We start from the raw sequence: 20,178 nt of genomic DNA, 5'->3' as shown, positions 1-20,178 counted from the left end.
ATAGCGGTGGTTCAGTTAAAAATACTCAGGCTGACACACGGCAATCGGGGGCAAGTCCCCTTCCACATTGGTTTTGCAGTATGGGTGGGTCAGCGTACGACGCCTTCTTCGATCAGCAACTTGAGGATGGCTTGGGCGCCTTCTTCGGCGCTGACGCCTTTGAGCACCTGCCCACCGCCGCCACTGGCCTTGGCCGTGGCCGCTTTCATGCGGTCGGCGCCGCTCTTGGCCTTGATCACCTTGAGCCGCTTGGGCCGGGGCTTGGCCGGTTGCAGGGTGGCACCCATCAACAGCGCATCGTCTTCGACCTCGACCTCATGGGCCGCCAGTTCCCCGCGCTGGCCCGGGCCATAGGCGCTCTGTCGTGGTTTGGGCGCGGCATTATCCACCGTGGCTAGAAACGGCAGGCGCACCTTCAAGCGCCGCCGCTGGCCCCGTGGCAAGGCTTGCAGCACATGCGCCACGCCGCCGTCGATGGACTCCACCTGGGCCAGCCCCACAATCAGCGGCCAACCCAATTGCTCGGCCAGCAAAAACGGCAGCATTCCCGAGCCTTCGCCGGTTTCCGCCTGGCTGCCGGTGAGCACCACCTGGGCTCCGGCATCACGCAGGTACTCGCTGAGTACCGGCAGTGCGTCGGCGGTGGCCGGTTGCTCCAGCACATGCAGTTGCGGCAAACCCATGCCCAGATAGCTGCGCAGGGTCGGCTCGGCGATGTTGCCGGCATGCAGCACCTGCAACTTATCCCCAGCCAGCTGCAAACCCAGCTCGACCGCGCGGGCGTCCTGCTCGGCGCGGCGCGGGCGACCGGAAGTCGGGTGGGCGCCGATGGACACCAGGCTGATTACATTCGTGCTCATGCTCATATCCTCAAGCCGCGTCGCGCTTGGCGCCGTTGCGGTAGGCCTCGACCGCATCGATCAAGGCGTGCAGTATCGCGGCGCTTTCGCCGATCACCGACAGGTCGGCCCGCTTGATCATGTCGCAACCCGGGTCGAGGTTGATCGCCACCACCTTGTCGCAGGCACCGATGCCTTGCAGGTGTTGGATCGCCCCGGAAATCCCCACGGCCACATACACCCGCGCGGTGACCCAGGTGCCGCTGGCGCCGACCTGGCGATCACGCGCCATAAAGCCATCGTCCACCGCCACCCGCGAGGCGCCTTCGGTGGCGCCCAGTGCGGCGGCAGTCTGGTGGAACAGGGCCCAGTCCTTGACGCCGTTGCCGCCGGAGAAAATAAATTCCGCTTCGGCCATGGGAATGGCCGCCGGGTCCACCGCCACCGCGCCGAGATCCTCGATACGCGGCAAGCTGCGCGCCAGGGTTGTGGATAACTCCACGGGCAACACTTCGTGGCGGGTTTCGCTGACCGGGTCGGCACATTCGGCGGCGGCCAGAATCAGGCGTGGCAGCGGCCGCGCCAAATCCTCCTGGCCCGCGCCGGCGCGGCCGGTGCAGGTGTTGTCTTTGATCTGCCACACCCGCGTGGCCGGGCGCTCCTTGAGGCTGGCGGCAAAACGCCGGCCCAGCTCGCCGCCACCGCTGCGACTGTCAGGCAGCAGCCAGTGGCGTGGATTGAATTGGTTATCCACAGCCCGCAGACCTTGCACCCGTTGTTCCGGCGAATAACCGTCGAATTCGGCGCCGTCGAGCACCAGCAGGCGATCAACGCCGGCCGTGGCAAACGCACTTTCCTTGTGTTCACCAAACACCACCGCCAACACCGCGCCGTCGTCGCCGGCCAGCTGCCGAGCCAGGCCAAGCAGGTCGCGGTCATGGCTACTCAGGCGGCCACCGACCATGTCCGGCACCACGTTGATATAGAACACCGGCGCAGCGACTTGATGCAGCGGCAATTGCACTTCGGCGGCTGCGGTACGTTTACTGGCGCCACCTTGCTGGGCGCCGCTGCGGTCGATGCGTTTGATGCCGTTGGGGCCGATAAAACCGATGCCATGCACGTTCTTGCGGATGACGCCATTGGGCCCCATCCAGCTGTGCTGCACCGGCTGCATCGCCGCATGCAGCGGGTGCAGGCGGTTACGGGCGATCCATTCGGCCCGTGGGTCGCGGCGGATTATGTCGCTCATCAGTGCACCTCCGCAGGTTCACGCTTGGTCGGTGATTTGGCCGGTTGAGCCTCCTCAAGCAAGGCGTCGGCCACCAGTTCGGCGATGTCCTTGATCAATGGGCGCGGTTCGACCACCCCTTCGAGCATCGCGGTGCATTGCGGGCAGCCAACGGCCACCAGCTCGGCGCCGGTTTCGCGGATGTCTTCCATGCGCATATCGGGGATCCGTTGCTTGCCGGGAATGTCAGTGATCGGCGCGCCGCCACCGCCACCGCAGCACCGTGAGCGGAAACCGGAGCGCTGCATCTCCTTGACCTCGATACCCAATGCCCGCAGCACTTGGCGCGGCGCTTCGTACTCACCGTTGTAACGGCCCAGGTAGCACGGGTCGTGGTAGGTCACGCTGTCGCCTTTGTGCTGGCCCAGGTTCAGCGCGCCTTCGCCGATCAGCTCGGCCATAAAGGTGCTGTGGTGTTGCACAAGGTAGTTGCCGTTGAAGGCGCCGTACTCGTTCTTCAGCACATGGAAGCTGTGGGGGTCACAGGTGACGATGCGTTTGAAACTGTACTTGGCCAGGGTCTGGATATTGCGCGAGGCCAGCAGTTGGAAGGTCGCTTCATCGCCCAGGCGCCGCGCCACGTCGCCGCTGTCGCGTTCTTCGAGGCCCAGCACGGCGAAGTCGACCTTGGCCGCTTTCAGCACTTTGACGAACGCACGCAGCGTACGTTGGTTGCGCATGTCGAAAGCGCCGTCGCCGACCCAGAACAGCACGTCGGTGCTGCCTTTTTCGCTGAGCAATGGCAGGTTCAGGTCCGCCGCCCAGTTCAGGCGACCGCCCGGAGCGAAGCCGCCGGGGTTGTCGGTGGCGATCAAATTTTCCAGGACTTCGGCGCCTTTGTTCGGCGTCGCGCCTTTTTCCAGGGTGAGGTGGCGGCGCATGTCGACGATGGCGTCCACATGCTCGATCATCATCGGGCACTCTTCCACGCAGGCGCGGCAGGTGGTGCAGGACCATAGGGTCTCGGCGTCCACCAGGCCGTTGACGATCGGCTGATGCGGATTGCCGCCGTGCTCGCCTATGGCTTTGCCCGGATACGGGCTGCCGGCGAACTTGGCATCGGTGCCGCCCGCCAGGCCGACCACCATGTCCTGGATCAGCTTTTTCGGGTTCAGCGGCTGGCCGGCGGCGAACGCCGGGCACGCGGCCTCACACTTGCCGCACTGCACGCAGGCGTCGAAACCGAGCAGTTGGTTCCAGGTGAAGTCCTTGGGCTTTTCCACGCCCAGGGGCGCGGCTTTGTCGCTCAGGTCCAACGGTTTCAACCCGGTGGAACGGCCGCCGCCGAAGCGCTCGGCGCGGCGGTGCCAGGCCAGGTGCAGGGCACCGGCGAAGGCGTGTTTCATCGGGCCGCCCCAGGTCATGCCGAAGAACATCTCGCTCACGCCCCACAGCACGCCCACGCTGAGCAGCGCAGCCAGCAGCCAACCGCCAAAGTCCGCGGGCAGGATGCCCGCCACCGGCAGGGTCACCAGGAAGAAACTCACCGAGAACGCCATCAGGCTTTTCGGCAAGCGCATCCACGGGCCTTTGGACAGGCGCGACGGCGGGTTGCGCCGACGCAGGTACACGAAGGTGGCGCCGACAAACATCAGCACCGACGCCAGCAGCAAGGCGTAGCCGAGGATCCGGTTCTGCAGGCCGAAGCCGTGCACCAGGATCGCCAGCAGCGCCGACAGCACAAAGCCCAGCGCCGTGGCGACGTGGGTGTTGGCGATGTATTTGTCGCGGGCGACCACATGGTGCAGGTCGACCATGTAGCGCTTGGGCATGGCCAGCAGGCCGCCCAGCAGGTCGACCTTGGACGCGCGGCCACGGCGCCACATGTTTACCCGGCGCAGGGCGCCGAGGACGGCGAGGCCGAGGGCGGCAAACAAGAGAATAGGCAGCAAGGTGTTCAACATGGTGAAGCTCCCACAGACCGCACAGGTCTACTGTGAAACTGGCCCGAATGTGGGAGGGGGCTTGCTCCCGATGGCGGACTGTCAGTTGGTACAGTTGTCGCTGAACCACCGCTATCGGGGGCAAGCCCCCTCCCACATTTGACCGCGTTCACCTCATCAAAAGTCTTTGCACAGGCGCAGGGCGTCGTAGATCGCAGCGTGGGTATTACGCTGCGCCACACAGTCACCGATGCGGAACAGCAAGTACCCATCGCCCGTCTCGCTCAGGCACGGCTGCGGTTTGATCGCGAACAAGGCTTCCACGTCGATCTGGCCTTTGTTGCGCGAACCTTCCTTGAGCCCGTAGTAAATGGCTTCGTCCGGACGCACGCCGTTCTCGACCACCACCTGATCGACCACCCGCTCCTCTTTGGCGCCGGTGTATTCGTTTTCCAGCACCGCCACCAACTTGTCGCCCTCGCGGTAGACCTTTTCCAGCATCATGTCGCCGGTCATGATCACTTCCTTGGGGTACATGCTGCGGTAGTAGGTCGGGAACGACGTACCGCCGATGGCCACGCCAGGCTTGATGTCGTCGGTGACGATCTCCACCTGGCTGCCTTTGTCCGCGAGGAAATCCGCCACCGACATACCGGTGAATTCGCAAATGGTGTCGTACACCAGCACGTTCTTACCCGGCGCGACTTTGCCGTCGAGCACATCCCAACTGCTGACCACCAAACCTTCGGCGGCGCCCCAGTGTTCGTTCTGCTCGATGTACGGATGACCGCCGACGGCCAGCACTACCACGTCTGGACGCAGGTCCAGGATGGTGTCCGCATCGGCGGCCACGCCCAGGCGCAGGTCGACTTTCAGGCGCGCCAACTCCAATTGGTACCAGCGGGTGATACCGGCGATCTGATCGCGCTGCGGGGCTTTGGAAGCCGTGGTGATCTGCCCGCCGATAAACTCTTTTTTCTCCAACAGGGTTACGTCGTGGCCACGTTCGGCGGCTACGCGCGCCGCTTCCATCCCGGCCGGGCCGGCACCGACCACCACCACCTTGCGTTTCGGCCCGGTGGATTTCTCGATGATGTGCGGCACGCCCATGTATTCACGGGAGGTCGCGGCGTTCTGGATGCACAGCACATCCAGGCCCTGGTACTGGCGGTCGATGCAGTAGTTGGCGCCGACGCACTGTTTGATCTGGTCGACCTGCCCCATTTTGATCTTGGCGATCAGGTGCGGATCGGCGATGTGCGCACGGGTCATGCCGACCATGTCCACATAGCCGCCTTCGAGGATACGCGTGGCCTGGTTGGGGTCCTTGATGTTCTGCGCGTGCAGCACCGGCACCTTGACCACTTCCTTGATCCCGGCGGCCAAATGCAAAAACGGCTCCGGCGGGTAGCTCATGTTGGGGATCACGTTGGCCAGGGTGTTGTGGGTGTCGCAACCCGAACCCACCACGCCGATGAAATCCAGCATGCCAGTGTCGTCGTAGTACTTGGCGATCTGCTTCATATCTTCGTGGGACAAACCGTCCGGGTGGAACTCGTCGCCACACAGGCGCATGCCCACACAGAAGTCGTCACCCACTTCGGCGCGCACGGCTTTCAACACTTCCAGGCCGAACTTCATGCGGCCTTCGAAGCTGCCGCCCCATTCGTCGGTACGTTTGTTGACCCGTGGGCTCCAGAACTGGTCGATCATGTGCTGGTGCACGGCGGACAGTTCCACACCGTCCAGGCCACCGGCCTTGGCGCGGCGCGCGGCCTGGGCGTAGTTGCCGATCACGCGCCAGATTTCTTCCGGCTCGATGGTCTTGCACGTCGCACGGTGCACCGGCTCGCGCACACCGGACGGCGACATCAGGGTCGGCCAGTTGAAGCCGTCCCAACGCGAGCGACGGCCCATGTGGGTAATCTGGATCATGATCTTGGCGCCATGCTTGTGCATGGCGTCGGCCAGGTTCTGGAAGTGCGGGATGATGCGGTCGGTGGACAGGTTCACCGAACTCCACCATTCCTGGGGACTATCGATGGCCACCACCGAGGAGCCGCCGCAGATCGCCAGGCCGATGCCGCCCTTGGCTTTCTCTTCGTAGTACTTCACATAGCGGTCGGTGCTCATACCGCCGTCGGTGGCGTACACCTCGGCGTGGGCGGTGCTGAGCACGCGGTTGCGGATGGTCAGTTTGCCGATCTGGATCGGCGCGAACATTGCTTCGAAAGCCATGGCAGGGTTCCTCGACTTACAACGGCTTGACGATGAACAGGCCGTCGTCGTGGCCTTCTTCGGAGCCGCCGTAGACTTGCTCGGCGACGGTGCGCAGGCTGCTGCCGCGCGCTTGCAGAATCTGATCCATGGCCCCGGCGAACCAGCCGGTGAACATGTAATCGACCTTGCGCCCGACCTTGCCGTACACGTAGACGAACGCCGAGTGTTCCAGCTTGACGCTGGCGGTGCCCTTGTCGAGGTCGATGTCTTGGATCTTGAACAGGCCCCAGCCGCGTTGCGACAGGCGCTTCATGTAGTGCTCGAACACCGCGACGCCTTCCAGGCCATGGCATTCGGCTTCTTTTTCGCACCAATGCCAGGCGGATTTGTAGCCGGCTTTGTAGAGGATCTCGGCATAGGCTTCGGCGCCCAGCACCTCTTCGATGCCCATGTGGTTGTTGACGAAGAAATGACGCGGCACATACAGCATCGGCAAGGCGTCGGAGGTCCAGACACCGGTTTCGCTGTCGACTTCGATAGGCAATTGCGGGGCGATCTTGGCCATGGAAACTTAACTCCAGAAAATTCGTGTTGATGCCCGTCGCGCGGAGGGCGACGGGTTAAGGATGAGGAGAGCGGCGGCTTATTCGCCCCACACGTCTTTAAGGACGTTGACCCAGTTTTCGCCCATGATCTTGCGCACCACGCGCTCGCTGTGGCCGCGCTTGAGCAGGGTCTCGGTGAGGTTGGGGAACTCGCCCACGGTGCGGATGCCCAGCGGGTTAATGATCTTGCCGAAGCTGGTCAGGCGGCGGGCGTAGCCTTTGTCGTGGGTCAGCATTTCAAAGAAATCCTGGCCATGGCCCTGGGTGAAGTCGGTGCCGATGCCGATGGCGTCTTCGCCGACGATATTCATGGTGTATTCGATGGCTTCGGCGTAGTCGTCGATGGTCGAGTCGATGCCCTTGGCCAGGAACGGCGCGAACATGGTCACGCCGACGAAACCGCCATGGTCGGCGATGAACTTCAATTCTTCATCGGACTTGTTGCGCGGGTGCTCTTTAAGGCCGGACGGCAGGCAGTGGGAGTAGCACACCGGCTTTTTCGATTCGAGGATGACTTCTTCGCTGGTCTTGGAGCCGACGTGGGACAGGTCGCACATGATGCCGACGCGGTTCATCTCGCCGACGATCTCACGGCCGAAGCCCGACAGGCCGCCATCGCGCTCGTAGCACCCGGTGCCCACCAGGTTCTGGGTGTTGTAGCACATCTGCACCACGCCCACGCCGAGCTGCTTGAAGATCTCCACGTAGCCGAGCTGGTCTTCGAACGCATGGGCGTTCTGAAAGCCAAAGATGATGCCGGTCTTGCCTTGTTCTTTAGCTTTGCGGATATCGGCGGTGGTTTTTACCGGGATCACCAGGTCGCTGTTCTCGCGGATCAGGGTCTGGCTGGCCACGATGTTATTGATCGTGGCCTGGAAGCCTTCCCACACCGACACGGTGCAGTTGGCGGCAGTGAGGCCACCTTTGCGCATGTCCTCGAACAGGTCGCGGTTCCACTTGGCAATAATCAGCCCGTCGATAACGATGCTGTCGGCGTGCAATTCGGCTGGGCTCATCAGGCGTCCCCTTATTGGCGATTCATGCGCCGAATCGTATGCCGGCGCTTTGGGGTCAGCATATGCCCAGGGACTGAACGGACCCGGTGCAAAAACGACAGGGGAATTGCCGAAAGCGTCAATCCACGACAAAGGCTATGCAGACGCGTCAGACGGGTGACTGTTCTTTGTCTTACGCTTGAGCCAGAATTCGGCCATCCACTGATATGAGACGGCGCAATGAAATCGATTTTCCTGGCTTTGGCACTCATCGCAACCGGCGTCCACGCGGCCGAAGACACCGACAGCACGCCCTGCGACGGCATCGAGAACGACAAACAAACCCTGGAATGCGCCACCTATAACAAGACCACCGCCGAGCAATTGCTCAAGGACAACTACCAGAGCCTGCTCGAACGCATGGGTTCGACCTACGGCAGCAACAAGACCCAACTGGCCGACATTACCGCTCGTCTGAAGGACGCCCAGCAGAAGTGGGAAAAACTGCGGGATGCCGACTGCGCCGTGGACACCTTCCCCGCCAAGCCCGGCACCAAGGACTACGCGATTGCGCAGAACGACTGCCTGGCGCGGATGAGTGATGAACGGTCGGAGTTTTTGGAGTCGATCGGGCAGGAATAAGCGACAATCGCCGCCACTTTTTAATCTGACCAAGGCCATTCATGACCCTCTGCGGCATCGAAATCAAAGGCAGCGAAGCCATCATCGCAGTCGCCTCCCTCGACAACCAGGCGCTGACCCATGTCGCCCTGGCCACCAAAAAAATCGCTCTGGAAGATGACGACGAGGCGGCGAATGTCAAAGCCTTCGCCGCACAGGTGAAGGCGTTTGTGCAGGACAATGCCATCACCCGCATCGCCATCAAGAAACGCAGCAAAAAAGGTGAATTCGCCGGTGGGCCGACGACGTTCAAGATCGAGGGAGTGTTTCAGTTGCTCGACGGTGTGGAGGTGACGCTGCTGTCGCCCCAGACCATCAATGCGCAGAACAAGAAACACAACTTTGAACTGCCCGCGACGCTGAACAAGTATCAGCATGAGGCGTTCAAGACGGCGTGCTCGGCACTGCTGAAGAAATAAGCCCCGCCGAAAATCCAATGTGGGAGGGGGCTTGCCCCCGATAGCGGTGGGTCAGCCAAATCAGTATCCACTGACAGCCCGTCATCGGGGGCAAGCCCTCTCCCACATTGGATGTGTGTTGTTTTTAGTGGGGGGTATGGCGCTTGTACAGCAGCCAATCCCCGAACGACTTGTCCTCCAGGGCATACCCGCCCCGACCCGATTTCCACACCAGTTCCTTGTCGCGCAGGGCATCGATGCAGGCCTGGATGGTCTGGGTGCCCGGCACCACGTCGCTGCCCATGTCCTCCAACGCCTTGCTAACCGCGGTGAGGGTGCTGTCGGTAAACGGCGCGAAAGGTTCGTTGTTCAGCGAGCGTTCCACCATCACCTGCAAGACGGCGCGTTGCGGGATGGTCAGGGCGTTCCAGGCGCTTTCGAATTCGGTCCACACACCTGCGCGCAGCAGTTCGGCGCGACTGTGCAGCAACTGGCCCAAGTTGCTGGCCTCGCCCAGCTCCAGCGCTACTTCACCGATGATCGTACGCAGCATCTCGGGTCGGCGGCCGACCAACTCGAAGGCTTCATCGATATCGGCGGCGTTGAATTGGTTGGTCGGGGCCAGGTTCGCGTTGAGGTGTGCGGTGTAGGCCTGGGTGAAGGCTTTGCCCAGCAGTGGAAACGGCGTGATGCTGGAGCCAAAAAACGGCTGGCTTTTACCCAATACCAGATAGGCCAGCTTGTCGCGATTGGAACCGGTAAAGACTAAATGCAGGCCGCTGCCCTCCTCGTCACGCCCTTGGTTGAGCTGATCCCGGGCGGCCTTGAGCGCGAACATGGCGTTGATCCCCGAATCGCTGGTCAAGGCATGCTGGGCTTCATCGATCACCAGCACGACGGGTTTTTCCGCCGCGTGGTGGAGCAACTCCAACGCTTGGGTCAGGGTCGCGCCCACCGGCAATTGCGGCTTGCTGAAGTCCCAGGACAGGGTCCGCAGAAAACTCAACCTTTCGATGCCAAGGTTCTTGGCCAGCTTGCGAATGCCCTTTTCGTAGGGCGCAAGCGCGGCGGCAATGGCGCTGGCGATCAACTCCGCGGGATCTTTTTCTTTGTCGGCCCACAGATCCACATACACGGTGAGCCAACCGCGCAGTTGGCACTCCGGGATCAGGTCTTCGCGCAAGAACGTACTTTTACCAGTGCGACGTGGCGCGGCGAGGAACAGGCCAGAGGTGAAATCCTGAAGGCCGGCGCCCACCAGGCCATCGGCAATGCTGCTGGCCAGCGCGGGACGGCGGAACACAAAACCGCTGAGCTTGGACATGGCTTATACCAAATTATTGAAACGGCTATAAATTATAGCCTTGAGTATAATCAACTATAATTGCCCGTCAAACCGACTCCCGTCGCCGATCCTCCCTGGGGCATTTGGCAAACCGCGCCCGGTAACTGCGCGTGAAATACGACGGCGATTCAAACCCGCAGGCAATGCTCACTTCCAGCACGCTCAAACCGCTCTGGCGCAGGAGTTGCCGGGCTTTTTCCAGGCGCAGGCCCAGGTAGAAATTGCTCGGGGTGTCGTTCAGATGCAGGCGGAACAGGCGCTCCAACTGGCGCCGGGTGACCTTGATCGCCTCAGCCAAGGCGAGGGTGCTCAGGGGCGGTTCGGTGTGCTGTTCCATCTCGCCGATCACTTGCACCAGTTTCTGATTGTTGATGCCGTAGCGCGTGGCGATCTGCATGCGCTGGTGGTCTTTGCGTGGGCGAATGCGGCCGAGCACAAACTGTTCGGACACCTGAATGGCCAGGTCGGCGCCGTGGGCCTGGGCGATCAGGTCGAGCATCAGGTCGATGGAGGCGGTGCCACCGGCACAGGTGATGCGGCGGCGGTCGATTTCGAACAGCTCTTGGGTTACCGCCAGGTGCGGATAGGACTCTTTGAAGGCGTCGATGGCTTCCCAGTGCAGGGTCACGCGATGGCCGTCGAGCAGACCGGCTTGGGCCAACACACAAGCGCCGGTGTCGATACCGCCCAGCGTCACGCCATCGTGATCGAGACGGCGCAGCCACTGTTCCAGTGCGGGTGTGGCGAACTGCAGAGGCTCGAAACCGGCGACCACCAGCAGGGTGGTGCCCTTTTTCAGCGGTTCCAACGCGGCGTCGGCGTTGACTGACATGCCGTTGCTCGCCAGTACCGCACCGCCGTCGGCGCTCAGTACATGCCAGCGGTACAGCTCGCCGCGAAAACGGTTGGCCACCCGCAGCGGCTCAAGGGCCGAGATAAAGCCCATCGCCGAGAAACCCGGCATCAGCAAAAAGTAGACATCCTGGGACATGGTGGCGCTCTCATCGGACGGCCAGCGTGGCACTGTGATACTCCCGTTCAGAGGTGGATTCAAGGGGTCAGGTCGCTGCAGTGCAAGAGTCGGTCGCCGCCGTGCGTTTTGTCGCCCTACAAGCTGCGTAACGTGGCGTCACGGTGCACAAAGACACCGGCAACCACAACAACAACCTGCCGAGGGCTCCACCATGAACCGACTGATCCGCCGCTGCGTGTTCGCACTCAGCGCCAGCGCCATCTTGAGCACCAGCGTTCTCGCGGCCGATGCCGCCTCTTGCAAGAACGTGCGCATGGGCGTGGTGAACTGGACCGATGTGATCGCCACCAGCGCCATGACCCAAGTGCTGCTCGATGGCCTCGGCTACACCACCAAGCAAACCAGCGCTTCCCAGCAAATCATCTTCGCCGGCATCCGCGACCAGCGCCTGGACCTGTTCCTCGGCTACTGGAACCCGTTGATGACCCAGACCATCACCCCGTTCGTTGACGCCAAGCAGGTCAAAGTCCTCGACAAGCCCAGCCTGGAAGACGCCCGCGCCACCCTCGCGGTGCCGAGCTACCTGGCCGAGAAAGGCCTGAAAACCTTTGCCGACATTGCCAAGTTCGAGAAGGAGCTGGGCGGCAAGATCTACGGCATCGAACCCGGCTCCGGCGCCAACACCCAGATCAAGGCGATGATCGCCAAGAACCAGTTCGGCCTCGGCAAGTTCCAGTTGGTGGAATCCAGCGAGGCCGGCATGCTCGCCGCCGTCGACCGCGCGGTGCGCCGCAAGGAAGCCGTGGTGTTCTTCGGCTGGGCGCCGCATCCGATGAACGTCAACATTGCCATGACCTACCTCACCGGCAGCGACGACGCCCTGGGCCCGAACGAAGGCATGGCCACGGTATGGACAGTGACGTCGCCGAACTACGCCGAACAGTGCCCCAACGTGCACAAACTGCTGACCAACCTGACCTTCACCGCCGCCGATGAGAGCCGCATGATGCAGCCGTTGCTTGACCACAAAGACGCCCTGGAATCAGCCCGGCAGTGGCTCAAGGACCACCCGCAGGACCAGGCGCGCTGGCTGGAAGGTGTGACCACCTTCGACGGCAAACCGGCGGCGGCCAACCTGCAACTCACCAGCAAATAAGCTTTTTCCGAACCACCGTTTCGCGGTCATTACCGACCGCGAACGGCATCACCACGCCTGTAAGGAACCTGCCCCATGAACCACGACGTCATCATCACCTGCGCACTCACCGGTGCTGGCGACACGACCGCCAAGAGCCCACACGTGCCGGTCACCCCCAAACAGATCGCGGCCGCCGCCGTAGAAGCCGCCAAGGCCGGCGCTACCGTCGTGCACTGCCATGTGCGCGACCCCGACACCGGCAAATTCAGCCGCGATGTGGCCCTGTACCGCGAAGTGATGGAGCGCATCCGCGAGGCTGACATCGACATCATCGTCAACCTTACCGCCGGCATGGGCGGAGACCTGGAGATCGGCAGCGGCGAAAACCCGATGGAATTCGGCCCCAATACCGACCTGGTCGGGCCGCTGACGCGCCTGGCCCATGTCGAAGAGTTATTGCCGGAAATCTGCACCCTGGACTGCGGCACCCTCAACTTCGGCGATGGCGACACCATTTACGTGTCCACCCCGGCACAACTGCGTGCCGGCGCCAAACGTATCCAGGAACTGGGCGTAAAGGCCGAGCTGGAGATTTTCGACACCGGCCACCTGTGGTTCGCCAAGCAGATGATCAAAGAAGGCCTGCTCGACGATCCGCTGTTTCAACTGTGCCTGGGCATCCCTTGGGGCGCCCCGGCCGACACCACCACCATGAAGGCCATGGTCGACAACCTGCCGGCAGGTGCAGTGTGGGCCGGCTTCGGCATCGGCCGCATGCAAATGCCGATGGCCGCACAGGCGGTGTTGCTGGGCGGCAACGTGCGAGTCGGTTTGGAAGACAACCTGTGGCTGGACAAAGGCGTGCTCGCCACCAATGGCCAACTGGTCGAACGCGCCGGCGAAATCCTCAGCCGCCTGGGCGCGCGGGTCATGACCCCGGCGGAGGGTCGCATCAAGATGGGCCTCACCAAGCGCGGCTAGCCCCCGCCAAAACCTCATCAAATATGTGGGAGGGGGCTTGCCACCGATAGCGGTGGATCAGTACCGAAGATATCGCTGACTCAGCGTCATCGGCGGCAAGTCGAATCGTCGCACCGCCCCTTCCACAAGGGATCACTGAACTCTTTAGGACGTCGCCATGCGCTTTATCACTGAAATCAAAACCTTCGCCGCCCTCGGCAGCGGCGTTATCGGCAGCGGCTGGGTGGCCCGTGCCCTGGCCCATGGGCTGGATGTGGTGGCCTGGGACCCAGCGCCCGGCGCCGAAGCCGCGTTGCGCAAACGCGTGGCCAATGCTTGGGGTGCCCTGGAAAAAAATGGCCTGGCGCCCGGCGCGTCCCAGGACCGCTTGCGCTTTGTGAGCACCATCGAAGACTGCGTAAAAGACGCTGATTTTATCCAGGAAAGCGCCCCGGAACGCCTGGAGTTGAAACTGCAACTGCACAGCCAGATCAGTGCGGCGGCCAAGCCCGATGCGCTGATTGGCTCGAGCACCTCAGGGCTGTTGCCGAGTGAGTTCTACGAGAGCTCGACCCACCCGGAACGCTGCGTGGTCGGCCACCCTTTCAACCCGGTCTACCTGCTGCCGCTGGTGGAAGTGGTCGGCGGCAAGCACACCGCGCCCGAGGCTGTGCAGGCGGCGATCACAGTGTATGAATCCCTCGGCATGCGCCCCTTGCATGTGCGCAAGGAAGTCCCCGGTTTTATCGCCGACCGCTTGCTGGAAGCCTTATGGCGCGAGGCGCTGCACCTGGTGAACGACGGCGTGGCAACCACTGGCGAAATCGACGACGCAATCCGTTTTGGCGCCGGCTTGCGCTGGTCGTTCATGGGCACTTTCCTCACCTACACCCTGGCCGGCGGCGATGCTGGCATGCGCCACTTCATGGCCCAGTTCGGCCCGGCGTTGCAGTTGCCGTGGACCTACCTGCCGGCGCCGGAGCTGACGGACAAGTTGATCGACGACGTGGTCGATGGCACCAGCGCTCAACTGGGCACCCACAGCATTTCGGCGCTGGAGCGCTATCGTGATGATTGCCTGCTGGCGGTACTCGAAGCGGTGAAAACCACCAAAGCCAAGCACGGCATGACCTTCGCCGAATAATGGAATGCAGACAATGCCCGCACTGACCACCTACACCACACAGATCCAGCCCGATTGGGTGGACTACAACGGCCACCTGCGCGACGCGTTCTACCTGCTGATCTTCAGCTACGCCACCGACGCGTTGATGGACACCCTCGGCCTGGACAGTGAAAACCGCGCAGCCAGCGGCCATTCGCTGTTCACTCTGGAGTTGCACCTGAACTACCTGCATGAAGTGAAACTTGGCGCCGAGGTGCAAGTGCAGACCCAACTGATCGCCCATGACGCCAAGCGCCTGCACCTGTATCACAGCCTGCATCGGGTTGGGGATGAGCAGGCACTGGCCGGCAACGAACAGATGCTGCTGCACGTCGACCTGGCCGGGCCGCACGCGGCGCCGTTTACCCAGGCGACGCTGGAGAAAATCGCGGCCATCCGCACCGAGCAAGCCGACCTGCCGCCCCCGGCGCTGCTCGGACGCGTGATCGGTTTGCCACCGAAGAAATAGCGCAAAAAAAGCCCCGATCCAGCCGTGACAGGATCGGGGCAGAGGAGGCCTTGTGAGAGCGATGCATTTCGAGGGTGACCAAACCTTCAAGCTGCTTGCTGAGGCCAGTGTGCCGATTAGTGCAGCCGGCAAGTGGCCCGAAAACGACCTGTTCATAGCCATCTAAGCCATCCGGGCCACACGCCCTTGCCGATGGCGTCGGGGGCTACCAGAATCCAGGCAGATCCCCGCTCCCCTAACCAGGATAAACGTCATGATGCACGCGGATTTGATTGACCAGGATGACCTGCTGAGCCAGTTGCGCTCGCTGGGTTTCGAAGTATCCAGCGGCGCCAGCGCCGAGCAGGCGTGTGAGTGCGCGGTACGCGGTTTGAGCGAAGCACGGGCCAAGGCGCTCAAGGGCATGGTCGAGCGGATGTACGGCGGCAGCGCGACGATTTTGCCGGCGGTGCGTCAGGCTATCGATAAGCAGTTGTTGCCGGCGTTGATGCAGTTCAAGCAGAACTCTGGGGCCTGACCGATGGCTATCGGGGGCAAGCCCCCTCCTACCTTTGACTGTGTTCACAAATCAAAATGTGGGAGGGGGCTTGCCCCCGATACAGACGCCTCGGTCTAGAGCCTTACACTGGCAAACGTCGACTCATTGCGCGCCTGGCTCAATGCCGACATCGGCCCCGACAACGGTGACAACACCAGCGCCTGCGGAATCGGCATCATCGCCACTTGTTGGGTGGTGTTGGAACCGACGCGCTCATCCCGTGGCGGGATGCCGAAGTATTCGCGGTAGCACTTGGAGAAGTGCGGCGTGGAGACGAACCCGCACACCGAGGCCACTTCGATGATCGACATCGGTGTTTGCTTGAGCAACTGCCGCGCACGGATCAGGCGCAACTTGAGGTAGTAACGCGACGGCGAACAGTGCAGGTACTTCTGGAACAGCCGCTCCAGTTGACGCCGGGATACGGCGACGTAGACCGCCAGTTCGTCCAGGTCGATGGGTTCTTCCAGGTTGGCTTCCATCAGCGCGACGATTTCCTGCAGTTTCGGCTGGTTGGTGCCGAGCATGTGCTTGAGCGGAACGCGCTGGTGGTCTTGTTCGTTGCGGATGCGTTCGTACACGAACATCTCGGAGATCGCCGCCGACAGTTCACGGCCATGATCGCGGCTGATCAGGTGCAGCATCATGTCCAACGGCGCGGTGCCGCCGGAACTGGTGAAGCGGTTGCGGTCGAGGGTAAACAGGCGCGTGCTCATGGACACACGGGGGAAGGCTTCCTGCATCGACGCCAGGCATTCCCAGTGCACGCTGCAATCGAAACCGTCCAGCAGGCCGGCACACGCCAGCGCCCAACTGCCGGTGCACACCGCGCCGAGGCGACGGGACTGGCGCGCTTGGCTTTGCAGCCATGACACATGTTCACGGGTAACGGTGCGCTGGATGCCCACGCCGCCGCACACGATCACGGTGTCCAGCACCGGGGCTTTGTGCATGGCCGCGTCAGGGGTGATTTGCAAGCCATCGCTGGCCCAGACCTGGTTGCCGTCGACACTCAGTGTGGTCCAGCGGTACAGCTCACGGCCGGACAGCTGGTTGGCCATGCGCAATGGTTCCACTGCGGACGCCAGGGAAATCAGCGTGAAATTGTCCAGCAGCAAAAAGCCGATGGATTGAGGCGCACGGTTCTGGGGTTGGGCCCCTGAGTTGAACGACGTCATCGCGGTATCTCCTCACACAAAGCAGGTGATGGCCTCAGGCGAGGCTCTTGTTATGGCGCTCTTCATCCGGACAAGGTGAGAGGCTTTGAATGGATAGAGCAATTGCCGTGCCTAAACTTGAATACCTATTCAATAAATCCTGAAAACGACCTGCTGACGCGTCTATATAGCCCTTGCGTAGAGTACGGAATATGCCCGGGAAGGGGCATAGAAGGGGCAACCCTCAAGGGGTGTGAGCAGTTCGGTAGCACTTGTGGGAAGGCGCTTTCAGCGCGTAGGAAAAGTCTGTCACCACACGCACGGGGGACGGATGGTCGGAGGGAAAATCGTTCGTGAGCTACTTATCTGTTTGCGACGCGCTAAAAGGTGGCGCGTTGGGATGCTGGTGTTCACTTTTTGAGCAGTTTTGTTTGAACTGCCGCTATCGGGGGCAAGCCCCCTCCCACATTTAAATTGGTGAACACAGTCACAGAGTGGGATGGAGCTTGCCCTCTCCCACATTCTGATTTGTGAACACAGCCAAGGGTGGGCAGGAGCTTGCCCCCTCCCAATTCTGATTTGTGAACACAGTCAACAGTGGGAAGGAACTTGCCCTATCCCACATTCTGATTTGTAAACACAGCCAAGGGTGGGCAGGAGCTTGCCCTCTCCCACATTCTGATTTGTGAACCCGGTCAAGGGTGGGAGGGGGCTTGCCCCCGATGCAGGCGGCTGGGTCTTAACACTCGACCGCGCTTACCGCCAACCCACCCCGCGACGTTTCTTTGTACTTGTCATGCATATCCGCCCCGGTATCGCGCATGGTGCGGATCACCCGGTCCAGGGAGATAAAGTGCTGGCCGTCGCCGCGCAGGGCCATTTGCGCCGCGTTGATCGCCTTGACCGCTGCAATCGCGTTGCGCTCGATGCACGGCACCTGCACCAACCCGCCCACTGGGTCGCAGGTCAGGCCGAGGTTGTGTTCCAGGCCGATTTCGGCGGCGTTGCACAGTTGCTCCGGCGTGGCGCCGAGGATCTCCGCCAGGCCGGCCGCCGCCATTGCGCAGGCAGAACCCACCTCGCCCTGACAGCCCACTTCGGCACCGGAGATGGAGGCGTTCTTCTTACACAGAATCCCCACCGCCGCCGCACCGAGCAGGTAGTCGACCACGTTGGCTTCGGTGACCTCTTCGCTGAACTTCATAAAGTAGTGCAGCACTGCCGGGATGATCCCCGCCGCACCGTTGGTAGGGGCAGTGACCATGCGCCCACCGGCAGCGTTTTCTTCGTTGACGGCCAGGGCAAACAGGTTGACCCATTCCATGGCGCTCAAGGTTGAGCCGATCACATTGGGCTTGTTCAATTCCTGCAGGCTACGGTGCAACTTGGCGGCGCGGCGGCGTACGTTGAGGCCGCCAGGCAAGATGCCTTCATGCTTGAGGCCCTGCTCCACGCAATCCTGCATGGCGTGCCAAAGCTTCATCAGGCCGCTGCGGATTTCTTCTTCGGAACGCCACACCTTTTCATTGGCCATCATCAATTCAGCGACGCGCAACTGGTGGGTGTTACACAGCTGCAACAGCTCAACAGCGCTGGAAAAATCGTAAGGCAACTCAGTGCGGTCCATGTCCGCCACACCGCTTTGCGCCTGGGCTTCATCCACCACAAAACCGCCGCCTACCGAGTAGTAAGTGTCGCGGTGCAGCTCACCGTCATCGCCGTACGCCACCAGTGTCATGGCGTTGGGGTGGAACGGCAGGTTTTCGTCCAGCAGGCGCATGTCCCGGGCCCAGACGAAGGGCACCGGCAAGCGCCCGTCGAGCAGCAGTGTGTCGGTTTCGCGCAGGGTGCTGATGCGACCGGCGATCTGCGACGGGTCGATCGCGTCGGGCCACTCGCCCATCAAGCCCATGATGGTGGCCGTGTCGCTGCCATGGCCGATGCCGGTGGCCGACAACGAGCCATACAGCTGAACTTCGACACGCCGCACCCGTTCCAACCACTCACGTTCACGCAGTGCTTGAACGAACAACGCTGCGGCGCGCATAGGGCCGACGGTGTGCGAACTCGAAGGCCCGATGCCGATCTTGAACAGGTCGAAAACGCTGATAGCCATTAACGTGAAACTCCTCGATAAGCACGGGCCGGGCTCGAACGAGGTGCTACGCTCAGATCGCCCAGATGGCGGCATCATCAAGGTTTTATTCGCTGCCTCGGCGTCTCACACCGACGTAACCATGCTCACCAGCGTCGCTTGCATGTGATCACCTGTTTTGGCCGTTTTTAACGGTGCAGACGGGCAAAAACAGCAGTTTTGCCCTGGTAAAAACCTGTAAACGACGTCACCAACACTGGATACGACCCTGCCTGTACTGGATACGACGCCCCCTGTAGGCGTCAGATTTTCACTGGTACATGATCAGTTCCGACTCGTTTGCAAGGCACCGTGCCAGAGCTGTCATCGCACGCTCCAACCGCAACACTGAATAAAGCGCGGCAGATGCCGCCAGAAAAAACACAGGAGTCTAGCCTCATGAAAGCTTCACCCTCGTTGTTGTTGGCCGCCATGCTGAGTCTGCCAGTCCTGGCGCACGCGGCAGAACCGGAACAGTGCAAGACCGTCAACTTCTCCGATGTCGGCTGGACCGACATCACCGTCACCACCGCGACCACCAGCGAAATCCTCAAGGCCCTGGGCTACAAGACCAAAACCACGATGATTTCGGTACCCGTGACCTACAAGTCCCTGGCCGACGGCAAGAACATGGATGTGTTCCTCGGCAACTGGATGCCGACCATGGAAAACGACATCAAGCCGTACCGTGATGCCGGCACCGTGGAAACCGTGCGCGCCAACCTGGAAAACGCCAAGTACACCCTGGCGGTGCCCGAGGCGCTGTACGAAAAAGGCCTTAAAGACTTCGCAGACATTGCCAAGTTCAAGGACCAACTGGGCGGGAAGATCTACGGCATCGAACCGGGTAACGACGGCAACCGCACCATCCAGACCCTGATCGACAAGAACGCGTTCGGCTTGAAAGACGCAGGCTTCAAAGTGGTCGAATCCAGCGAAGCCGGCATGCTGTCCCAAGTGGAACGGTCTACCAAGCGTGACCAGGCCATCGTGTTCCTCGGCTGGGAACCGCATCCGATGAACACCCGCTTCAAGATGAAGTACCTGACCGGCGGTGACGATTCGTTCGGCCCCAACTACGGCCAGGCCACCATCTACACCAACGTGCGCAAGGGCTACACCCAGGAATGCAGCAACGTGGGCCAGTTGCTGAAAAACCTGGTGTTCACCCTGAACATGGAAAGCACGCTGATGGGCAATGTCCTGGACGACAAGATGAAGCCCGACGCCGCCGCCAAAGCCTGGCTGCAGAAAAACCCGCAAGTGCTCGACACCTGGCTCGCCGGCGTTACCACCGTCGACGGCAAACCCGGCCTTGAGGCCGTCAAAGCCTACCTCGCCAAATAACACCCGCTGACCCCGGGGCGGTGCGCTGCCCCGGGATGTT

The 20,178-nt window shown here is 61.8% G+C and carries 18 protein-coding genes; 8 read left to right on the top strand and 10 right to left on the bottom strand.

Going from position 1 to position 20,178, the window contains the following annotated elements; all coding sequences use genetic code 11:
• Positions 1-89: 89 nt before the first annotated feature.
• The 6 genes from etfB to QRN41_RS07715 form a co-directional block, all read right to left on the bottom strand.
• Positions 90-860: an electron transfer flavoprotein subunit beta gene (etfB, locus tag QRN41_RS07740; RefSeq protein ID WP_034139613.1), complete on the bottom strand. Its 771-nt coding sequence runs from the start codon at positions 858-860 to the stop codon at positions 90-92.
• Positions 861-870: 10 nt separating this feature from the next.
• Complete coding sequence (etfA, locus tag QRN41_RS07735; protein ID WP_167417807.1) at positions 871-2,091, bottom strand: electron transfer flavoprotein subunit alpha; 1,221 nt, start codon at positions 2,089-2,091, stop codon at positions 871-873.
• Positions 2,091-4,034: a dimethylglycine demethylation protein DgcB gene (dgcB, locus tag QRN41_RS07730; RefSeq protein WP_167417808.1), complete on the bottom strand. Its 1,944-nt coding sequence runs from the start codon at positions 4,032-4,034 to the stop codon at positions 2,091-2,093. The genes etfA and dgcB overlap by 1 nt, the downstream gene beginning before the upstream one ends.
• Before the next feature lie 156 nt (positions 4,035-4,190).
• Positions 4,191-6,251 (bottom strand): dimethylglycine demethylation protein DgcA, encoded by a 2,061-nt coding sequence (dgcA, locus tag QRN41_RS07725; RefSeq protein ID WP_285421420.1) that lies wholly within the window; start codon positions 6,249-6,251, stop codon positions 4,191-4,193.
• Between the two features lie 16 nt (positions 6,252-6,267).
• Positions 6,268-6,798 (bottom strand): 4-vinyl reductase, encoded by a 531-nt coding sequence (locus QRN41_RS07720; protein ID WP_034101179.1) that lies wholly within the window; start codon positions 6,796-6,798, stop codon positions 6,268-6,270.
• 78 nt (positions 6,799-6,876) lie between these two features.
• Positions 6,877-7,854 carry a dipeptidase gene (locus QRN41_RS07715; protein WP_015373138.1) on the bottom strand — a complete coding sequence of 326 codons (978 nt, stop codon included), beginning with the start codon at positions 7,852-7,854 and terminating at the stop codon, positions 6,877-6,879.
• 219 nt (positions 7,855-8,073) lie between these two features.
• On the opposite strand from QRN41_RS07715, the gene QRN41_RS07710 reads away from it, so the two are divergent.
• Complete coding sequence (locus QRN41_RS07710; RefSeq protein ID WP_034101181.1) at positions 8,074-8,475, top strand: lysozyme inhibitor LprI family protein; 402 nt, start codon at positions 8,074-8,076, stop codon at positions 8,473-8,475.
• 41 nt (positions 8,476-8,516) lie between these two features.
• On the top strand, positions 8,517-8,933 hold the full coding sequence (locus QRN41_RS07705; protein WP_094064259.1) for a DUF3010 family protein: 417 nt from the start codon (positions 8,517-8,519) through the stop codon (positions 8,931-8,933).
• A gap of 124 nt (positions 8,934-9,057) precedes the next feature.
• Here the strand turns inward: QRN41_RS07705 and QRN41_RS07700 are convergent, their stop codons facing one another.
• Together QRN41_RS07700 and QRN41_RS07695 are read right to left on the bottom strand one after the other, a co-directional pair.
• Positions 9,058-10,236, bottom strand: coding sequence for an AAA family ATPase (locus QRN41_RS07700; RefSeq protein WP_034139619.1), 1,179 nt, complete (start codon positions 10,234-10,236; stop codon positions 9,058-9,060).
• 67 nt (positions 10,237-10,303) lie between these two features.
• Positions 10,304-11,248 (bottom strand): GlxA family transcriptional regulator, encoded by a 945-nt coding sequence (locus QRN41_RS07695; RefSeq protein WP_167417810.1) that lies wholly within the window; start codon positions 11,246-11,248, stop codon positions 10,304-10,306.
• A gap of 193 nt (positions 11,249-11,441) precedes the next feature.
• On the opposite strand from QRN41_RS07695, the gene QRN41_RS07690 reads away from it, so the two are divergent.
• The 5 genes from QRN41_RS07690 (at position 11,442) to QRN41_RS07670 (ending at position 15,479) form a co-directional block, all read left to right on the top strand.
• On the top strand, positions 11,442-12,386 hold the full coding sequence (locus QRN41_RS07690; protein WP_034101185.1) for a choline ABC transporter substrate-binding protein: 945 nt from the start codon (positions 11,442-11,444) through the stop codon (positions 12,384-12,386).
• Between the two features lie 75 nt (positions 12,387-12,461).
• A complete protein-coding gene (cdhC, locus tag QRN41_RS07685) occupies positions 12,462-13,349 on the top strand; it encodes a 3-dehydrocarnitine:acetyl-CoA trimethylamine transferase CdhC (RefSeq protein WP_034115323.1) in 888 nt (295 codons plus the stop codon).
• A 157-nt stretch (positions 13,350-13,506) separates the two neighbouring features.
• Entirely contained in the window at positions 13,507-14,472 is a 966-nt protein-coding gene (locus QRN41_RS07680) for an L-carnitine dehydrogenase (protein WP_034139621.1), read from the top strand.
• 13 nt (positions 14,473-14,485) lie between these two features.
• Positions 14,486-14,962: a thioesterase family protein gene (locus QRN41_RS07675; RefSeq protein ID WP_034101189.1), complete on the top strand. Its 477-nt coding sequence runs from the start codon at positions 14,486-14,488 to the stop codon at positions 14,960-14,962.
• 253 nt (positions 14,963-15,215) lie between these two features.
• On the top strand, positions 15,216-15,479 hold the full coding sequence (locus QRN41_RS07670) for a hypothetical protein (RefSeq protein ID WP_034101191.1): 264 nt from the start codon (positions 15,216-15,218) through the stop codon (positions 15,477-15,479).
• Positions 15,480-15,574: 95 nt separating this feature from the next.
• On the opposite strand, the gene gbdR is transcribed toward QRN41_RS07670, so the two are convergent.
• Positions 15,575-16,678, bottom strand: a complete 1,104-nt coding sequence (gene gbdR, locus QRN41_RS07665) for a choline metabolism transcriptional regulator GbdR (protein WP_034139622.1) — start codon at positions 16,676-16,678, stop codon at positions 15,575-15,577.
• A 718-nt stretch (positions 16,679-17,396) separates the two neighbouring features.
• Positions 17,397-18,773: an L-serine ammonia-lyase gene (locus QRN41_RS07660; protein WP_034101194.1), complete on the bottom strand. Its 1,377-nt coding sequence runs from the start codon at positions 18,771-18,773 to the stop codon at positions 17,397-17,399.
• Between the two features lie 417 nt (positions 18,774-19,190).
• Between QRN41_RS07660 and QRN41_RS07655 the strand changes: the two genes are divergently transcribed.
• A complete protein-coding gene (locus tag QRN41_RS07655) occupies positions 19,191-20,138 on the top strand; it encodes a choline ABC transporter substrate-binding protein (protein ID WP_094064264.1) in 948 nt (315 codons plus the stop codon).
• Positions 20,139-20,178 lie beyond the last annotated feature (40 nt).

The sequence above is a fragment of the Pseudomonas sp. efr-133-TYG-23 genome, from assembly GCF_030209215.1.
Lineage (GTDB): Bacteria > Pseudomonadota > Gammaproteobacteria > Pseudomonadales > Pseudomonadaceae > Aquipseudomonas > Aquipseudomonas rhodesiae.
The sequence above is the reverse complement of the archived record's forward strand: the minus strand, read 5'-3'. Positions and strand labels throughout refer to the sequence as shown.